Below are 14,932 nucleotides of genomic sequence, written 5' to 3' on the forward strand. Positions count from 1 at the left end.
TAGGCAGGCAAGGCACGAATAGGGTACAGCATGTCTATTGCTGTAACCGCCGCCAGGCCTATGTATACGGCTGTAAAGAATACTGAATTTTACGTGCGTGCGGACCAGGGTACTGTTGCAGGGCTGGCCTGAAGACTGGAAACGAGCTGAGGCGATGAACAGAACGACAGGCATGGACGGGCAGTTTCGGGCAAAAAGCGCTGGCGTGTCCCGACGCGCCGGCACGGCGTTGCTCGGGGCGCTGCTCGGGGGAGTGCTGTTGTCCGGCTGCCAGTCGGCGATCGAGCAGACCTATGAGCCGAGCGTCTCGCCATCGTCAAACCCGCAGATCGTCGAGGAAGTCCAGAAGGACGATCCGCGCGCCCAGGTCGGTGCCCGCGAGCATCCGCGCATCGTCGCCAGCTATGGCGGCGAGTATCAGGATGCCAAGACCGAGCGTCTGGTGGCGCGCATTGCCGGCGCGCTGACGGTGGTGTCGGAAAATCCCAGCCAGTCCTACCGGATCACCATTCTCAATTCTCCCGCCATCAATGCGTTTGCGCTGCCGGGCGGCTATCTCTATGTGACGCGCGGCCTGCTGGCGCTGGCAGACGACGCCTCCGAAGTGGCGGCCGTGCTCTCCCACGAGATGGGCCATGTGACGGCCAATCACGGCATCGAGCGGCAGCAGCGCGAGGAGGCGGAGGTCATCGCCAGCCGCGTCGTCTCGGAAGTGCTGTCGAGCGATCTCGCCGGCAAGCAGGCCTTGGCGCGCGGAAAACTGCGGCTGGCGGCGTTCTCGCGCAATCAGGAACTGCAGGCCGACGTGATCGGCGTGCGCATGCTGGGCGAGGCGGGCTACGACCCCTATGCGGCGGCGCGTTTCCTCGATTCGATGGCGGCCTACAGCCGTTTCTCCTCGGTCGATCCCGACAGCGACCAGAGCCTGGACTTCCTGTCGAGCCATCCGAGCGCGCCGCAGCGCGTCGATCTCGCCCGCCGCCACGCCCGCGCCTTCGGCGTCGAGGGGGAGGTGGGCGATCGCGGCCGCGACTATTATCTCGCCGGCATCGACGGCCTGCTCTATGGCGACAGCCCGCAGGAAGGCTATGTCCGCGGCCAGACATTCCTGCATGGCAAGCTCGGCATCCGCTTCGACGTGCCCGCCGGTTTCCAGATCGACAACAAGGCGCAGGCGGTGCTGGCGACGGGACCGGGCGAGGTCGCCGTGCGGTTCGACGGCGTGGCCGATACGCAGAAGCGCAGCCTGACGGACTATATCGCCAGCGGCTGGGTCACCGGCCTGCAGCCGGATACCATCCATGCCATCACCATCAACGGGCTGGAGGCGGCGACGGCGCGCGCCTCGGCCGAGCGCTGGGATTTCGACGTCACGGTGATCCGCATCGACACCCAGATCTATCGCTTCCTGACGGCGGTTCCGAAGGGGTCGCCAAGTCTGGAGCCGACGGCCGACGTGCTGCGGGCCTCCTTCCGCCGGATGACGCCGCAGGAGGCCGCCGCGCTGAAACCGCTGCGCATCCGCGTCGTCACCGCCAAGCCGGGCGATACGCTGGCGACGCTCTCGGCGCGGATGATGGGAACCGACCGCAAGCTCGACCTCTTCCGCCTGATCAATGCGATGCAGGTCACCTCGACCGTCAAGCCGGGCGACAAGGTCAAGATCATCTCCGAGTAAGAGCAGGCCTCTCACGCCAAGGCCGAAAGACGGTAGCCGGCGGTTCTACCGGAACCGGCGGTCGACCGGGATCGTGAAGGACCAGGCGTCCGGCCGCCGCCGGCGCGGCCGCAGGCAAAGACCGGCAAGGGGGACGATCGCCAGCAGGCGAACGGCGCCGCTTGTCCGGCCGGACGTGGGCAGAGGGTTGGCCGGGTCCGGATCGTGCGGATCGCCCCAGCGTTCCTTGTAAAGGTCATCGAGAAGGCAATGGATCGGGAGCATGTTCTGATCTTTCTTGAATCGATTCAATTCGAAGTTGCCGAGTCAATTGAACCGATTCAAAATGATAAATGTCCTGCACCGGAAGTCAAGAAAATTTGAATCGGTTCAACGATCTGCTAGGGTGGCCTCTGCAGAAGGGGAGCGATCTTGATCAAGGGACATGTAAAGCTTGCCGACGTTGCCAGGGCGGCCGGCGTATCGCAGGGGACGGCGTCGAATGTCTTCAGCCGGCCGGAGGTGGTGCGCGAGGAGGTGCGCGAGCGCGTGCTGGGGATCGCCAAAGACCTCGGCTACAATGGTCCGGATATCAAGGGGCGGCTGCTGCGGGCGGGGCGGGTCAATGCCATCGGCGTGGCGGCGATCGAGCCGCTGGCCTATTTCTTCGAGGATCCCTGGGCGCGGGCGCTGATGACGGAGGTCGCGGCGGTCTGTGACGCCACCGGCACCGGCATCGCGCTGGTCTCGGCGCAGAACCAGCAGAAACTGGCCTGGAACATCAACAGCGCGCTGGTCGACGGCTTCATCCTGCTGTGCGTCGAGGGCGGCGAACAGCTGGTGGCGCTGACACGGCGGCGGCAATTGCCGTTCATTGCCCTGGCGCTGGGTGACGGGGATGCCGCGATCCCGGCGATCGGTCTCGACAATATCGCCGGGGCCGCGCAGGCGGCGCGGCATCTGGCCGATCTCGGCCATCGGCGGTTTGCCATTCTGGCCATCGGGCTTACTGGCGGCGAGGCGGGCGTCATGACGCCGGAACAGGCCGTCCATTCGCTGAAATTCACCTCGCGCGACCGGGCGCTCGGCTATTGGCAGGCCCTGGCGGATTTTGGCATCGGGCGCGCGGATGTGCCGGTCCATGCGACGCAAAACGACAGGGCGAGCGTCGATGCGGCGCTGGAAGCGCTGTTTGCCGCCGCAAGGCCGCCGACGGCCATCCTGGCCATGTCCGACCGTATCGCGCTCTTTGCCATGCAATGGCTTGCCGGGCGGGGATATGCGGTGCCGGGCGATGTGTCCGTCATCGGCTTCGACGGCGTACCGGAGGCGGCAACGGCCGTGCCGGGGCTGACGACGATGGCGCAGCCGCTTGCCGGGATCGCGCGCCGGGCCGTGGCCGCCATTCTCGAGGATGCGGTGCCTGCGCAACAGGAAGCGCTGGAGGTAACGCTGGTGGTCCGCGGCAGCACGGCGCCGCCGCCGCCTTGATGAGCGCGGCATCGCCAGCCTGTTTGCCGTCAGTAATCGGCGAGAATGAGGGACCCGTCTTTCCCGAACTGCGGCTGAACGCCGAGCAGCGGGCCGGCGCGGCCGATGATGTCCTTGATCATCGGGGCGGCGGTGGATGCGGCCGTGCGGCCTCCGTTCTCTCCTGTCTGTGGCGCGTCGATAATCGAGAGGACGATATATCTGGGCTTGTCCATCGGAAAGCCCGCGACAAAGGCGTTGAAGTTGATGTTGCTGGCGTACCGGCCGTTGATGACCTTGTCGGCCGTCCCGGTCTTGCCGCCGACATTGAAACCGGCGACCTGGGCATGGCGGCCGGAGCCCTTCGTTCCGTTCCAGTTGAACAGGTAGCGCATATCGGCGCTCGTCTTTTCCTTCACGACCCTGCGGGCGATCGATTGCGCCTCGTCGCGCGACCGGGGCAGAAAGGTCGGTGCGATCAGGTTTCCGCCGTTGATGAGCGAGGCGGCCGCAACGGCGGTCTGCAACGGCGTGGTTGCGACCCCGTGGCCGAAGGAGATGGTTACCGAGTTGATCTTTTTCCAGGCCCTCGGCTGCGTTGGCGTCGCCACGCCCGGCATTTCCGTTTCCATCTTCGACAGCAGCCCGAGCCGGGTCAGGAATTCCTGGTGCCCTTCGACGCCGACCATGTCCGCCACCGCCGCCGTGCCGATATTCGACGAATACTGGAACACCTCGAGGATGGAGAGAGGACGGTTCCGGCCCTTGAAATCCTTGATCGTGAAGCCGCCCATGCGGATGGGGCGGGAGGCATCGACAACCGAATTCACGGTGATCTTTCCGGCGTCAAGGCCCATGGCGAGGGTGAAGCTCTTGAACGTCGATCCCATCTCGAAGGTGGCGTTGCTGATCCGGTTGAACCATCCCTTTTCGTATTCCTTGTCGACGCTGCCGTCGGCCAGCGTCCGGGATGGCTGGTTCGGGTCGTAATCGGGCACCGAGGCCATGGCGAGAATCTCGCCGGTTTCCATGTCGAGAATCACGGCGCCGGCGGCTTCCGCCTGATAGTCCTTCATCGCACGCGCCGCGACGTCGCGGACGATGTGCTGAACGCGAAGGTCGATCGACAGTTTGACGGGTTCCAGCGGCACATCGCCGGTCAGGCCGGCGGCGCGCAGATCGGCCAGCCCCTGCTGGTCGATATACCGCTCCATCCCGGCAAGACCCTGATTGTCGACGTTCACATGGCCGATAATATGGGATGCGGTGGGGCCGCCGGGGTAGAAGCGGCGGTTCTCCGGCCGAAAGCCGATGCCGGGTATGCCGAGCGCCAGGATATCCGATTGCTGGCGTGGCGTGAGCTGCCGTCTCAGCCATTGAAACGCGGAGCCGGATCGCAGTTTCCTGTGGGTGTCGCTCCAGTCGAGGTTGGGAATGACGGTGGCGAGTTTCTCGACCGCCTCATCGGCATCGATGATCCTGCGCGGCTCGGCATAGAGCGACATGGTTCGCAGGTCCGTTGCCAGCAGCTGTCCGTTGCGATCGACAATATCCGGCCGGGAGACAACTGCGGTGGTGCTGTCGCCGATCGAGGCAAGGGCAATGGGGTCTGTGAGGCCGTACTGGACAAGGCGTGCAAACGTCGCGAGATAGATCACGGCAAAAATGGCGATGATGATGGCAAGCCTCTGCTTGGTATCCATTCTGCGCTGCGCGGCGCCAAGGAAGGTCCGGTTTTTCCGTGTGCTGAAATGATTGCGGCTCCTGAGCCGCATGACAAAGCCAATCATTCCAAACGATCCCCATCCATACGCCGGCGAAAGCACCCCTGAACGGCTCTCGTTGCCGTCTGGATGGGAAAATGCACGCTGTCGGATGGCTCGCCAACGGAAGAGTGGGCGGATGATTGCCGATCATTAAAATTGGATTAATATACACTTAAAGTTGAGATGGACCGCTTGAGTCTTCGTTAACTTTTTCTTGCGGTCTCGCTGTGCTGCGGCCTGCGAACGGCTGTAGCGGGAGAACGCTCCATTTGCGAAACGATCCTGGCGGCCACCGCCGGATCAGCGGGGTCGAGTCCGGCTCTTGTCGATAATATCGATTGGCGCGAGCGTGAAGCCGGACGCAGGGTTCATCCGGTTTCAGCTCGGCCGGGATTGTATCAATGCTGCATCGCCAGCACCGGTGCCTCGGCGACCAGGGCGGCCTTCAGCTTTTCCAGTGCCCGGGTTTCGATCTGGCGGACGCGTTCCTTGGAGATGCCGAGATCGGTGCCGAGTTCTTCCAGCGTGGCGCTGTCTTCGCACAGGCGGCGGGCGCGGATGATCTTCATTTCGCGTTCGTTGAGCTGGCAGAGCGCATGGTTGAGCCATGTGCGGCGGCGTTCGCCGTCGATCATGTCGGACACCTGTTCGTCCGGCAGCGGCGCATCGCAGGCGAGAAGATCGAGCCGTTCGCCGCTGTCGGAATCACCCGACGAGATCGGCGCCTGCAGCGAGGCATCGTTGCCCGACAGGCGTGCGTCCATGGTCTGCACGTCGGCGAGGCTGACGCCGAGCGCCACGGCGATTTCCTCGTGCACGGCGCGGGCCGTCAGCTGCCGGTCGCCCTGGGCCAGCTTGGCGCGCAGGCGGCGCAGGTTGAAGAACAGCGCCTTTTGCGCCGAGGAGGTGCCGCCGCGCACGATCGACCAGTTGCGCAGCACGTAATCCTGCATCGAGGCGCGGATCCACCAGCTGGCATAGGTCGAGAAGCGAACCTCGCGGCTCGGTTCGAAGCGGGCTGCCGCCTCCAGCAGGCCGATATGCCCCTCCTGCACCAGATCGCTCATCGGCAGGCCGAAATTGCGGAATTTGGAGGCCATGGAGATCACCAGCCGCATATGGGCCATGGCGATCTTGTTGCGGGCGTCCTGATCCTGATGGTCCTTCCAGGCCAGTGCCAGAGCCTGTTCCTCATCCCGCTCGAGATAGGGGGCCGCCATGGCGATCTTGATCATGCGCCTGTCTGCTGAGAGATTTTTCATCGGCTACTCCATGACGGGCACAAGGGCGTGCCGCTGAACGATGCATCGATCGGTGTTTCGGGATTTCCGCTGCCTGAAGCTTGACCAGCATTCGAAACGCCCTACTTCCTGCTTTGAGAGCCGGGGCCGGAAGAGAAGGCCACGGTGGCTGTCCCGGTCCTGCAGAAGACATGCGTGCAGGTCTGGACGTCTACAAACGCGCGACCGGTCAAAAGGTTCCATGCTGCGCTGCCGTATTTTGCGGCGGCGGGCATTTTTGTGTCCGGTGTTTTGTGGTCTTGCGAAGACGCCCCGCTCCGGGCGAATCACCCTGTCCTGAAGGGCCATATGCCGGCGCGGCGTGCGAGATGGACCGCGCGACGGTGCGCGCGTGTCCCGCACGCCATTTATTGTGCGCCGCATTTTTTGCCGCTTGCCGGAAAAGTTAAAAAAGCGTTAACTTTTGGTGGTTGTCCCCATAAGTTGTCTGTGAGTTAGTTAAAGACAGGGCTTTGGCGGGATTCCTGTTTGTACGGCACCGGGCTAGAGTCGCGCTATGAAAACACTATCCATCGAGGTCAGGCCGGGTGAGCCGAGGGACGCTGCGTCCATCTCGGACGTGCACCGCGTTTCCTGGCTTCAGGCCTATGGCGGGCTGATCCCGCACAGGCCGCTGACCCAGATGGTCAACCGGCGTGATCATGCCTGGTGGCGCAAGGCGACGCGCGGCCCCTCCACCCTGCTCGTCGTCGAGGTTGCCGGCGTCATCGCCGGTTATGCGACGCTCGGCCTCAACCGCGCCCGCGCCCTGCCGCAGGAAGGCGAGGTCTACGAAATCTACCTGCGCCCGGAATATCAGGGCATCGGGCTTGGCCGCATTCTGTTCGGCGAGGCGAAAAGCCTGCTGAAATCGCTCGGCTGCCAGGGCCTCGTCGTCTGGTGCCTGGAAGACAGCCACCATGCCGACCGTTTCTTCCGCATGGCCGGTGGCCGCGACCTCTGCGAGGGCATGGAGGATTTCGGCGAAAAGAACCTGAAGAAGATCGGCTATATCTGGGACTGACGTTCCGTCACGCCATTGGCCGCATAGATTCTGTCCGCAATGCTGCCGGCCGCCGCGCTATTCGGGCAGGTCGCCGGTGGGATCGGCCGCCGTCGGGCCGCGGACGCCGTGAAACGCTGCCGTGTCGCGGCCACAGGCAAAGCCTTCGGTTTGCGTATCGGCAATCTGGCGGGCGGCGATATTGGGGTCGGGATTGGCGAGCGCATCGACATAGCCGGCGACGCAGCCCATGCCATCCTCGCCCGCGACTTTCGAGATGACCAGCACCTGTCCCTTGCGCTCCGGTGCCGGTTCGCCGGTGGCGGGATCGGCATTTTCGATGAACCAGCGCAGGATGGTCGCCACCGGCCGGCCGTCGGCGCCCAGGCGCCATTCGATCCTGCGGCTGGTATAGTTGAACGGCCCGAAGCTCTCGAATGCCCCGTCGATATAGGCCTGGCCCAGATGGCCGTAGAACAGGCTCTGGCGCAGATCGCCTTCCTTGTAATAGACCGCGTAATCCTTGAACCCCTTGCATCGCAGCGAAATGCCGCCGCCTTCTTCGTCTTCCGGCGACAGCGTCTGGCAATGATCCGTGTCGAGATCGGTATAGATGCTGTCATTGGCGCTGACGGTATCGGGCGCCATCAGCAGCACAGTCAGCAGGGGGACGGCCAGGCGGTGGGCCAAATGGCCGGCCAGATGGCTGGAATGGACAAGCGGTTTCATGCGCGCTCCTTGTCCCGGGAACGCCCCGGCGTCCGCGATTATTCGGCTATATCTTGCATTTTTCCGGCCATGACGAAAGCGGATGTTGCGCCGCGTCATGTTTCCCGTTATCGGACTGGCCATCCGAATATCTGGCCTTTAGGGGAAACTCATGCGTATTGATGCAATTTCGATTGGAAAGAATCCGCCGGAAGATATCAACGTGATCGTCGAGGTTCCGGTCGGCGGACACCCGATCAAGTATGAAATGGACAAGGAAGCCGGCACGCTGGTGGTCGATCGCTTCCTCTACACGCCGATGACCTATCCGGGCAATTACGGCTTCGTGCCGCATACCCTGTCGGAAGACGGCGACCCGATCGACGTGCTGATCGCCTCGACCCGCCCGCTGGTTCCCGGCTGCGTCATCAATGTGCGCCCGATCGGCGTGATGATGATGGAAGACAATTCCGGCAAGGACGAGAAGATCGTCGCGGTTCCGAACTATCACCTCACCAAGCGCTACGACAAGGTCAAGGACTATACCGACCTGCCGGAGATCACCCTGCAGCAGATCGAGCACTTCTTCGAGCACTACAAGGATCTGGAGCCCGGCAAGTGGGTGAAGATCTACGGCTGGAAGGATGTCACCGTCGCCCAGCAGCTGATCCTCGAAGCCATCGAGCGCGCCAAGGCTGCCAAGTAAGCGAAAAGCGTCCGGCTTTTTCAGTCTGACCAAGCTTTAAAACCGTTGCTTGGCGAAGTGTGCACTTCCATTCTACGTCATCCTCGCCCCTGTGGCGGGGATCCAGCGACCCGACGTCCGTCGGGTCAAAAGACCTTTCAGCCCAAGGACTTGGGCTGACTGGATTCCTGTGACGAGCACAGGAATGACGGAGATTTGGGTGCCACTCAATTTCCGCAATGACCTGTCAAGAATGGGAAATGGCTTTGTCAGCAGTCAAATGAAAACCTCCGGATCGCGCCGATCCGGAGGTTTTTTCATAGCTACAGGGAACCGTCCGATTTAGCCGAGCAAAGCCGCGGCAATCGTCGTGTTGAGCAGGTACCAGATGAAATAGAGGATCACCAGAACGACCAGCGGCGACAGGTCGACGCCGCCCATGTCCGGCAGCACCCGGCGGATCGGCCGGTAGAGCGGCTCGGTCAGCTGGTACAGCGAGCGGCCGATCATGTTGATGGCGCTGTTGTTGACGTTGATGACGTTGAAAGCGTAGAGCCAGGAAAAGATGGCCGAGGCGATGACCAGGAACCACGCGATATTGATGATGAAATTCAGGGTCGCAATAACAGCAAGCATGCCGGTCTCCAATTCGTTGTTGACAGACATGTAGACATTGACGACTAAACCGGCAAGTCCGCGCGTCGCGATGGTCTCAACATGTTTAATACGGCAGGCTGCCCCGCCGTTGTTCGGAAAGATCCCCGCATGTCCGTCCTTCAGGGTGCCGACCGGTTCGCAGCCTTCCGGCATGTCTCCTATGCCCGCTTCTTCCTCGCCCGGTTTCTGGCCTCCTTCGCCATCCAGATCATCAGCGTCTCGGTCGGCTGGCAGATGTATGCGCAGACGCAGAACACGCTCTATCTCGGGTTGATCGGCCTTTTCCAGTTTTTGCCGTCGCTGCTTTTGATCCTGGTGACGGGATCGGTCGCCGACCGCTATTCCCGGCGGATGATCGTCTCGATCTGCATGATCCTCGGCGCGCTCTGCGCGGCGGCACTGCTCGGGCTGACGATCGCCGACGCCTTTTCGCCCTGGCCGGTGTTTGCCATCCTGATCGTCTTCGGCATCGAGCGCGCCTTCATGGCGCCGGCGGTGCAGTCGCTCGCTCCCAATCTGGTTCCGGCCCATGATCTGGCGAATGCGATCGCCTGGAACTCGTCCTCCTGGCAGACGGCCGCCATTCTGGGCCCGGTTGCCGGCGGCCTGCTCTATGGCGTCAGCGCCATCCTTGCCTATTGCACGGCGCTGGTCTTCCTCATTTTCGCGAGCATCCTGGTCTTCATGATCGAGAAGCCGGCGCAGCACAGCCTCGGCACGGCGCGCAACTGGTCCTCGATCCTGGCCGGTTTCAGGTTCATCCGCACCGAAAAGGTCGTGCTGGGCGCCATATCGCTCGATCTGTTCGCGGTCCTGCTCGGCGGTGCCGTGGCGCTGATGCCGGTCTTTGCCAGCGAGATCCTGGTGCTCGGGCCACTTGGTCTTGGGCTTTTGCGCGCCGCTCCCGGCTTCGGTGCCATTCTGGTGGCGGTGACGCTGGCGGCCTATCCGATCCGTCACCATGCCGGCCGGCTGATGTTTGCCGGGGTGGCGCTGTTCGGCATCGCAACCGTGGTGTTCGGCGTCTCGCACGTCGCCTCGCTGTCGATTGCGGCCCTGATGCTGATGGGGGCGGCGGACATGATCTCGGTCTATGTGCGTGAAACACTGATTGCATTGTGGACGCCGGATGCCGTGCGCGGCCGCGTCAATGCGGTCAATATGGTCTTCGTCGGCGCCTCCAATGAGCTCGGCGAATTCCGCGCGGGCACGATGGCGCATTTTTTCGGGGCGGTTCCGGCCGTGGTGATCGGCGGCGTCGGCACCCTTGCGGTCGCCGTCATCTGGGCGCTCGGCTTTCCGCAATTGCGCAAGATCGATTCGCTCAGCGTGCCGGAGCGGCAATCCTGATCGTCAGGCGGGGACCTTTTCGTCCTGCCGCTGGAAGATATGGGTGAGAAACCGGTCCATCCAGGCGCGCAGCGGGCCGTCATGGTTCATCCGGCCCTCCAGATGGGCGCGGCCGGCCTGCGCGCCCGGCAGGGCGAAGCGGTGGGCGCCGTGCACGACCCAGCGGTGCATCATCGCCCGCGTCAGTTCGCCGTGAAACTGGATGCCCCAGGCGTTTTCGCCATAGCGGAAGGCCTGGTTGGGATAGGTACCGCCGGAGGCCAGCAGTTCGGTGCCTGCGGGCAGATCAAAGCCCTCGCGGTGGAACTGGTAGACCATCGACGGCCATTCCATCAATGCGCGGCCCGTTTCGGTCGCTTCAAGTGGATACCAGCCGATCTCCGTCATGCCTTCATGATGCGGGCCGACCACGCCGCCGAGATGGCGCACCAGCATCTGGGCGCCGAGACAGATGCCGAGGAAAGGCTTGTTTTCGGTGAGCGGCACGGAGAGCCAGTCGATCTCGCGGCGGATATAGTCGATATCGTCATTGGCACTCATCGGCCCGCCAAAGACGATGGCGCCGGCATGGCGCTGCAGCGTCGCGGGCAGGGGATCGCCCAGCACCGGGCGGCGGATATCGAGGCTCAGCCCCTTTTCCAGCAACAGATGCCCGACGCGGCCGGGGCTGGACTGTTCCTGATGCAGGACGATCAGGACCGGCTTGCCGGTACTGCGTGCGTAGAACGTGCGGTCGTCGAAAAGCATTTCACTTTTCCTGTTGCGCGGTGGTCTCCTCCACAACGTCGAGCTTGGCGGCGACCTCCTGCCGCTTGATGATCCTGTCCCTGCCGGAAACGCCGAGCAGATCGGCGATCCGCCAGATGACGTGATCTTCCATTTCGCTGCGTTTGCCATCGGCATAGGCAATCTCCCACAGCATGCCGACAAGGTCTATCCGCTGCTCCTCGGAAAAGTGCCGCTTGATGTCGGATGTGAAGCGGAAGAAATCGATGGCCTGGCTTTCGGCCGTTTCGCCGGCGGTGATCAGCGCGTTGAGCGCCGCATCGTCCAGCTGGTAGTGATCCTTGATCATCGAGCGTACCTTGCGGCGCTCCTTCTCGTGGATCTCGCCGTCGGCCTCCATCACCTGGATGCAGAGCGCCATGATGGCGATGCGCGGATCGCCGGGTTCGATGACGGACGAGCCGCTGCCGGTCAGGCTGTCGAGGAAAGTGCGAAATCGATCAAACATGCTGTTCCGTCAAAAATCGGGGTTACGTCTCAAAACAGGCGAAATGTGGTTTTTTCCAGGGGCTTGCTGTCGTCGCGCACGCCGGGATCGTCCGGCGGCCGCCCGAAGAATGGCTCGACGGTGGCTTCCTCAGGCTTGACGGGGGCCGGCCGCGGTTCGGTCTTGACCGTCTGCTGCACGATTACCGATTCGCTCGGCACGGGCACGGCGATGGTCTTGACCGCCGGCTCCACGGTCTTTTCCGCGACGTCGATGACATGGGCGGGGACGACCGGGCCTGAGACGACTGGTGCCGGCTTGGCCGGTGCCACGGTGTGCTCGGGCTGTGGCTCGGGGCGCTGATGGGTAATGGCGACCGGCGGCAGGCTGCGGATCGCGGCATCGGCAGCCTCCAGCGTGCCCTCTTCGACAGGTCCGGCAATCTGCGCGACCGGCTGCTTCCATTCGAAGGCATCGAGCCGGCCGCTGACCGGCGAAACCGGCAGCCAGTCCGGCGCCGTCACGCCGTCGGCCGTCCAGGCCGGATCGCGCGGGCTTTTCAGCGCCTGGTTCATCCAGTGGCGGATGCGGCCATCGTCACCGGTATCGGCCTCCTCGATATCGGCCAGAAGCAGGAAGATGCCCTCGCTCGGCTGGATGCGGGCGGCGGCTTCGGCCTTGGCGCGGGCGAGCGGCAGCTGGCGGGCTTCGAGCGCGCTTTCGGCAACGGCGGCGAGCGCCACGGGGTTGTTGGGGCGCAGCGCCTCCAGCTTGTTGGCGCGTTTCAGCCGGTCCGTGGCCGAATCGCCGCTGCGGGCGCGGACATAGAGGCTGGCGACCTGCGGATGCGGCTCCTGCTTCCAGAGCTTTTCCAGAATGGAGGCCGCCTTGCGCAGATTGTCCTCGCGAAACAGCGCCTTGGCGGCAATCAGCCCGGCGGGCACCAGATCCTCGGCCAGCTTCAGCGCGGCCTGCGCATCGTCACGGGCACCCTTCGGGTCGGCCTCCAGCTTGTCACCGGCGCGCGCCGTCAAAAGCACGGCCTTCTTGCGGTCGGCTTCCTTGCGCTCGACGACATGGGAGGCGCGGCTCTGGTCGAGAAGGCGGATTGCTTCGTCCCACTGGCCGGTCTGGCTGCGATAGTCGAGCGCTGCCAGCGTCGCCCAGGGCAGGTGCGGCGCCTTGTCGGCGGCGCGTTCGGCATATTGGCGGGCGGCCTCGTTGGCGCCCAGCCGCTTGGCTTCGAGATAGAGACCGCGCAGGCCGAGTTCGCGGGTTTCCGGATCGTCGGCCATCAGCTCGAATTTCTTGCGGGCGTCGTCGTACTTGCCTTCGATCAGCGCCGTCTGTGCTTCGAGCAGATGGATCAGCGGTTCCTGGTCCGAACTGAGCAGGCCACGGGTGCGGGCCGTCATCTTGCGGGCGAGCACGCTGTCACCGGCGCCGGCGGCGATCAGGCCGGTGGAGAGCGCCTGGTAGCCGCGATCACGCTTGCGGGCGCGAAAATAGCGGGAGATCGAATGGGGCGAAAGCCAGACGACGCGGATCAGCCAGATGGCGATCAGCACGGCGGCAATCAGCGAGGCGAGCAGCGTTGCCGCCACCATCAGGCTCATCTCGATGCGTTGGCCCTGCCAGATCAGCGACAGTTCGCCGGGACGGTCGGCCAGCCAGGCAAAGCCGGCGCCGAGCGCCAGGACGATGAGGACATAGAACAGGATACGGATCATGAATTCTTCCTTAGCCCTGGTTGGCCGTCATGGCGCCGGCAACGGCCGCATCGATCAGTCCTTCGACACGGATACGCTGGTCGAGCTTGGTCTTGAAATCGGCGCCGGCCGTTTTCGCCGGTTCCGGCAGGGCGGCCCATTCGAGGCTGGCGCCCTTGAGGTCGCCATTGGTCAGCTTGTCCTCGATGCGGGCAACGACCGCTTCGGGGCCTTCGCCCGCGACGCTGCCAACGGGGCGGACGCGGATGGCCGAGGAGGCGCTGTCCATCAGGCGTGCAAAAATGCCCTGGTTGGGATCGGTGTGCCGCGTTGCCTCCAGCATGGCATCGGCGACGCTTGGGAAGGCGCGGGCGAGATCGGCGCGCGGGGCGATACCGGTCGCGGCATCGCCGGCAAGGCCGGTGACGGCCGGATCGCTGGCGGCGATGCTCTTCAGCGCGTCGAGTTCGGCCAGGAACGGGCCACCGCGATCGATCGCCGTCTTCAGCGCCGTGACGGCCACGGCGCGGGCCAGCTGCACGTCGCTGGCCGGTTCGTCGATCTTCTTTTCGGCGGTATCGAGACGCGCGGAAAGTTCGGTTTTCGCCGTCTCGGTGGACTGTCTGGCGTCGGCCAGCGCCGATTTCAGCGTGGCGATTTCGCCGGTGAGAGTGGCGATCTGGGCATCGAGGCCGGACAGGTCGACGGCCGCGCCGCTTCCAGCCTCGGTGGCGCTCTTTTCAAGTGCTGCGATACGGGTTTCGATCGGCGACAGATCGACCGCTGCCGATGGCGCCGGAGCGGCGGCAAGCTGCGTCTTGATGGCTTCGACGTCACCGGCAAGGCTCTGCTCGATGGCGCTGTTGTCCGCGCCGGGACCGAGTACCGGCAGGATGCCGGCATATTGCAGGCTGCCGGCGCCCAGAAGCGCGATCAGTCCGCCGAGAATGCCGGCCGCAAGGGCGCCGGAATTGGACGTGCGGGGCTCGGTACGGACCGGCTGTTCCACGGCCGAAGTCGGTTCTTCAGCGAAAGCGGCCGCCGCGGCCTCGGCGCGGGCGTCCTCCTCATCCGGTTCGGAAATGGCCGGTTGATCATTGCCTGCTTCGGAGGCGTTTGCATCCTGCTGCGGAATGCCGGCCGGTTCGGCACTGCCGGCGTGCGCGGTTTCGGCGGTGTCGCGTTCGGCGGACGTATCGTCCCTGTCCGCGTCCTGCGCGGCAGCCGTGTTGGCTTCCAGATCGATCGTCAACGGCTCCTGATCGGATTTCGAGCGGCGCGGAGGCTTTTCCGGTCCCATGATGATCTCTTTCCGTTATCGCGTAAGTCTACCGTCTTAAACCTAGACATGCGGCAGGGCTAGGGAAAGCCCCCATGCGACAATTCCTTGACCGGGGGGCGATGAAGGCGCAGGCGGGACGCTTGCCGAACGGC

At 64.0% G+C, this 14,932-nt stretch carries 14 protein-coding genes; 5 read left to right on the forward strand and 9 right to left on the reverse strand.

The window, feature by feature from the left end; genetic code table 11:
• Positions 1-154: 154 nt before the first annotated feature.
• Positions 155-1,678, forward strand: a complete 1,524-nt coding sequence (locus ADU59_RS16785) for a M48 family metalloprotease (RefSeq protein ID WP_099050847.1) — start codon at positions 155-157, stop codon at positions 1,676-1,678.
• Between the two features lie 45 nt (positions 1,679-1,723).
• Here ADU59_RS16785 and ADU59_RS16790 read toward each other — a convergent pair whose 3' ends face one another.
• Positions 1,724-1,942, reverse strand: a complete 219-nt coding sequence (locus ADU59_RS16790; protein ID WP_139093183.1) for a hypothetical protein — start codon at positions 1,940-1,942, stop codon at positions 1,724-1,726.
• Positions 1,943-2,089: 147 nt separating this feature from the next.
• Between ADU59_RS16790 and ADU59_RS16795 the strand changes: the two genes are divergently transcribed.
• Positions 2,090-3,148, forward strand: coding sequence for a LacI family DNA-binding transcriptional regulator (locus ADU59_RS16795; protein ID WP_068955291.1), 1,059 nt, complete (start codon positions 2,090-2,092; stop codon positions 3,146-3,148).
• Between the two features lie 29 nt (positions 3,149-3,177).
• Here the strand turns inward: ADU59_RS16795 and ADU59_RS16800 are convergent, their stop codons facing one another.
• Positions 3,178-4,917, reverse strand: coding sequence for a peptidoglycan D,D-transpeptidase FtsI family protein (locus ADU59_RS16800; protein WP_068955292.1), 1,740 nt, complete (start codon positions 4,915-4,917; stop codon positions 3,178-3,180).
• A gap of 374 nt (positions 4,918-5,291) precedes the next feature.
• Positions 5,292-6,155, reverse strand: a complete 864-nt coding sequence (locus ADU59_RS16805; RefSeq protein ID WP_068955293.1) for an RNA polymerase factor sigma-32 — start codon at positions 6,153-6,155, stop codon at positions 5,292-5,294.
• Between the two features lie 535 nt (positions 6,156-6,690).
• Between ADU59_RS16805 and ADU59_RS16810 the strand changes: the two genes are divergently transcribed.
• Complete coding sequence (locus ADU59_RS16810) at positions 6,691-7,197, forward strand: GNAT family N-acetyltransferase (RefSeq protein WP_068955294.1); 507 nt, start codon at positions 6,691-6,693, stop codon at positions 7,195-7,197.
• A 57-nt stretch (positions 7,198-7,254) separates the two neighbouring features.
• On the opposite strand, the gene ADU59_RS16815 is transcribed toward ADU59_RS16810, so the two are convergent.
• Entirely contained in the window at positions 7,255-7,905 is a 651-nt protein-coding gene (locus ADU59_RS16815; RefSeq protein WP_244506453.1) for a hypothetical protein, read from the reverse strand.
• A gap of 151 nt (positions 7,906-8,056) precedes the next feature.
• Here ADU59_RS16815 and ppa point away from each other — a divergent pair, with 151 nt between their 5' ends.
• Positions 8,057-8,590 (forward strand): inorganic diphosphatase, encoded by a 534-nt coding sequence (ppa, locus tag ADU59_RS16820; protein ID WP_068955295.1) that lies wholly within the window; start codon positions 8,057-8,059, stop codon positions 8,588-8,590.
• A 321-nt stretch (positions 8,591-8,911) separates the two neighbouring features.
• Here ppa and ADU59_RS16825 read toward each other — a convergent pair whose 3' ends face one another.
• Positions 8,912-9,205, reverse strand: coding sequence for a YggT family protein (locus ADU59_RS16825; protein WP_099050855.1), 294 nt, complete (start codon positions 9,203-9,205; stop codon positions 8,912-8,914).
• Positions 9,206-9,334: 129 nt separating this feature from the next.
• Here ADU59_RS16825 and ADU59_RS16830 point away from each other — a divergent pair, with 129 nt between their 5' ends.
• Positions 9,335-10,576 carry an MFS transporter gene (locus ADU59_RS16830; protein WP_068955296.1) on the forward strand — a complete coding sequence of 414 codons (1,242 nt, stop codon included), beginning with the start codon at positions 9,335-9,337 and terminating at the stop codon, positions 10,574-10,576.
• A 3-nt stretch (positions 10,577-10,579) separates the two neighbouring features.
• On the opposite strand, the gene ADU59_RS16835 is transcribed toward ADU59_RS16830, so the two are convergent.
• From ADU59_RS16835 to ADU59_RS16850, 4 genes are read right to left on the reverse strand one after another with little or no spacing between them, the layout of a single operon-like run.
• Positions 10,580-11,323, reverse strand: coding sequence for a glutamine amidotransferase (locus ADU59_RS16835; protein ID WP_068955297.1), 744 nt, complete (start codon positions 11,321-11,323; stop codon positions 10,580-10,582).
• A 1-nt stretch (position 11,324) separates the two neighbouring features.
• Positions 11,325-11,810 (reverse strand): tellurite resistance TerB family protein, encoded by a 486-nt coding sequence (locus tag ADU59_RS16840; protein WP_068955298.1) that lies wholly within the window; start codon positions 11,808-11,810, stop codon positions 11,325-11,327.
• A gap of 29 nt (positions 11,811-11,839) precedes the next feature.
• Positions 11,840-13,519 carry a heme biosynthesis protein HemY gene (locus ADU59_RS16845; RefSeq protein WP_068955299.1) on the reverse strand — a complete coding sequence of 560 codons (1,680 nt, stop codon included), beginning with the start codon at positions 13,517-13,519 and terminating at the stop codon, positions 11,840-11,842.
• A 10-nt stretch (positions 13,520-13,529) separates the two neighbouring features.
• Entirely contained in the window at positions 13,530-14,798 is a 1,269-nt protein-coding gene (locus tag ADU59_RS16850) for a COG4223 family protein (protein ID WP_068955300.1), read from the reverse strand.
• Between the last annotated feature and the right edge of the window lie 134 nt (positions 14,799-14,932).

This window comes from Pararhizobium polonicum, assembly GCF_001687365.1.
In the GTDB taxonomy this organism is placed as follows: Bacteria; Pseudomonadota; Alphaproteobacteria; order Rhizobiales; family Rhizobiaceae; genus Pararhizobium; species Pararhizobium polonicum.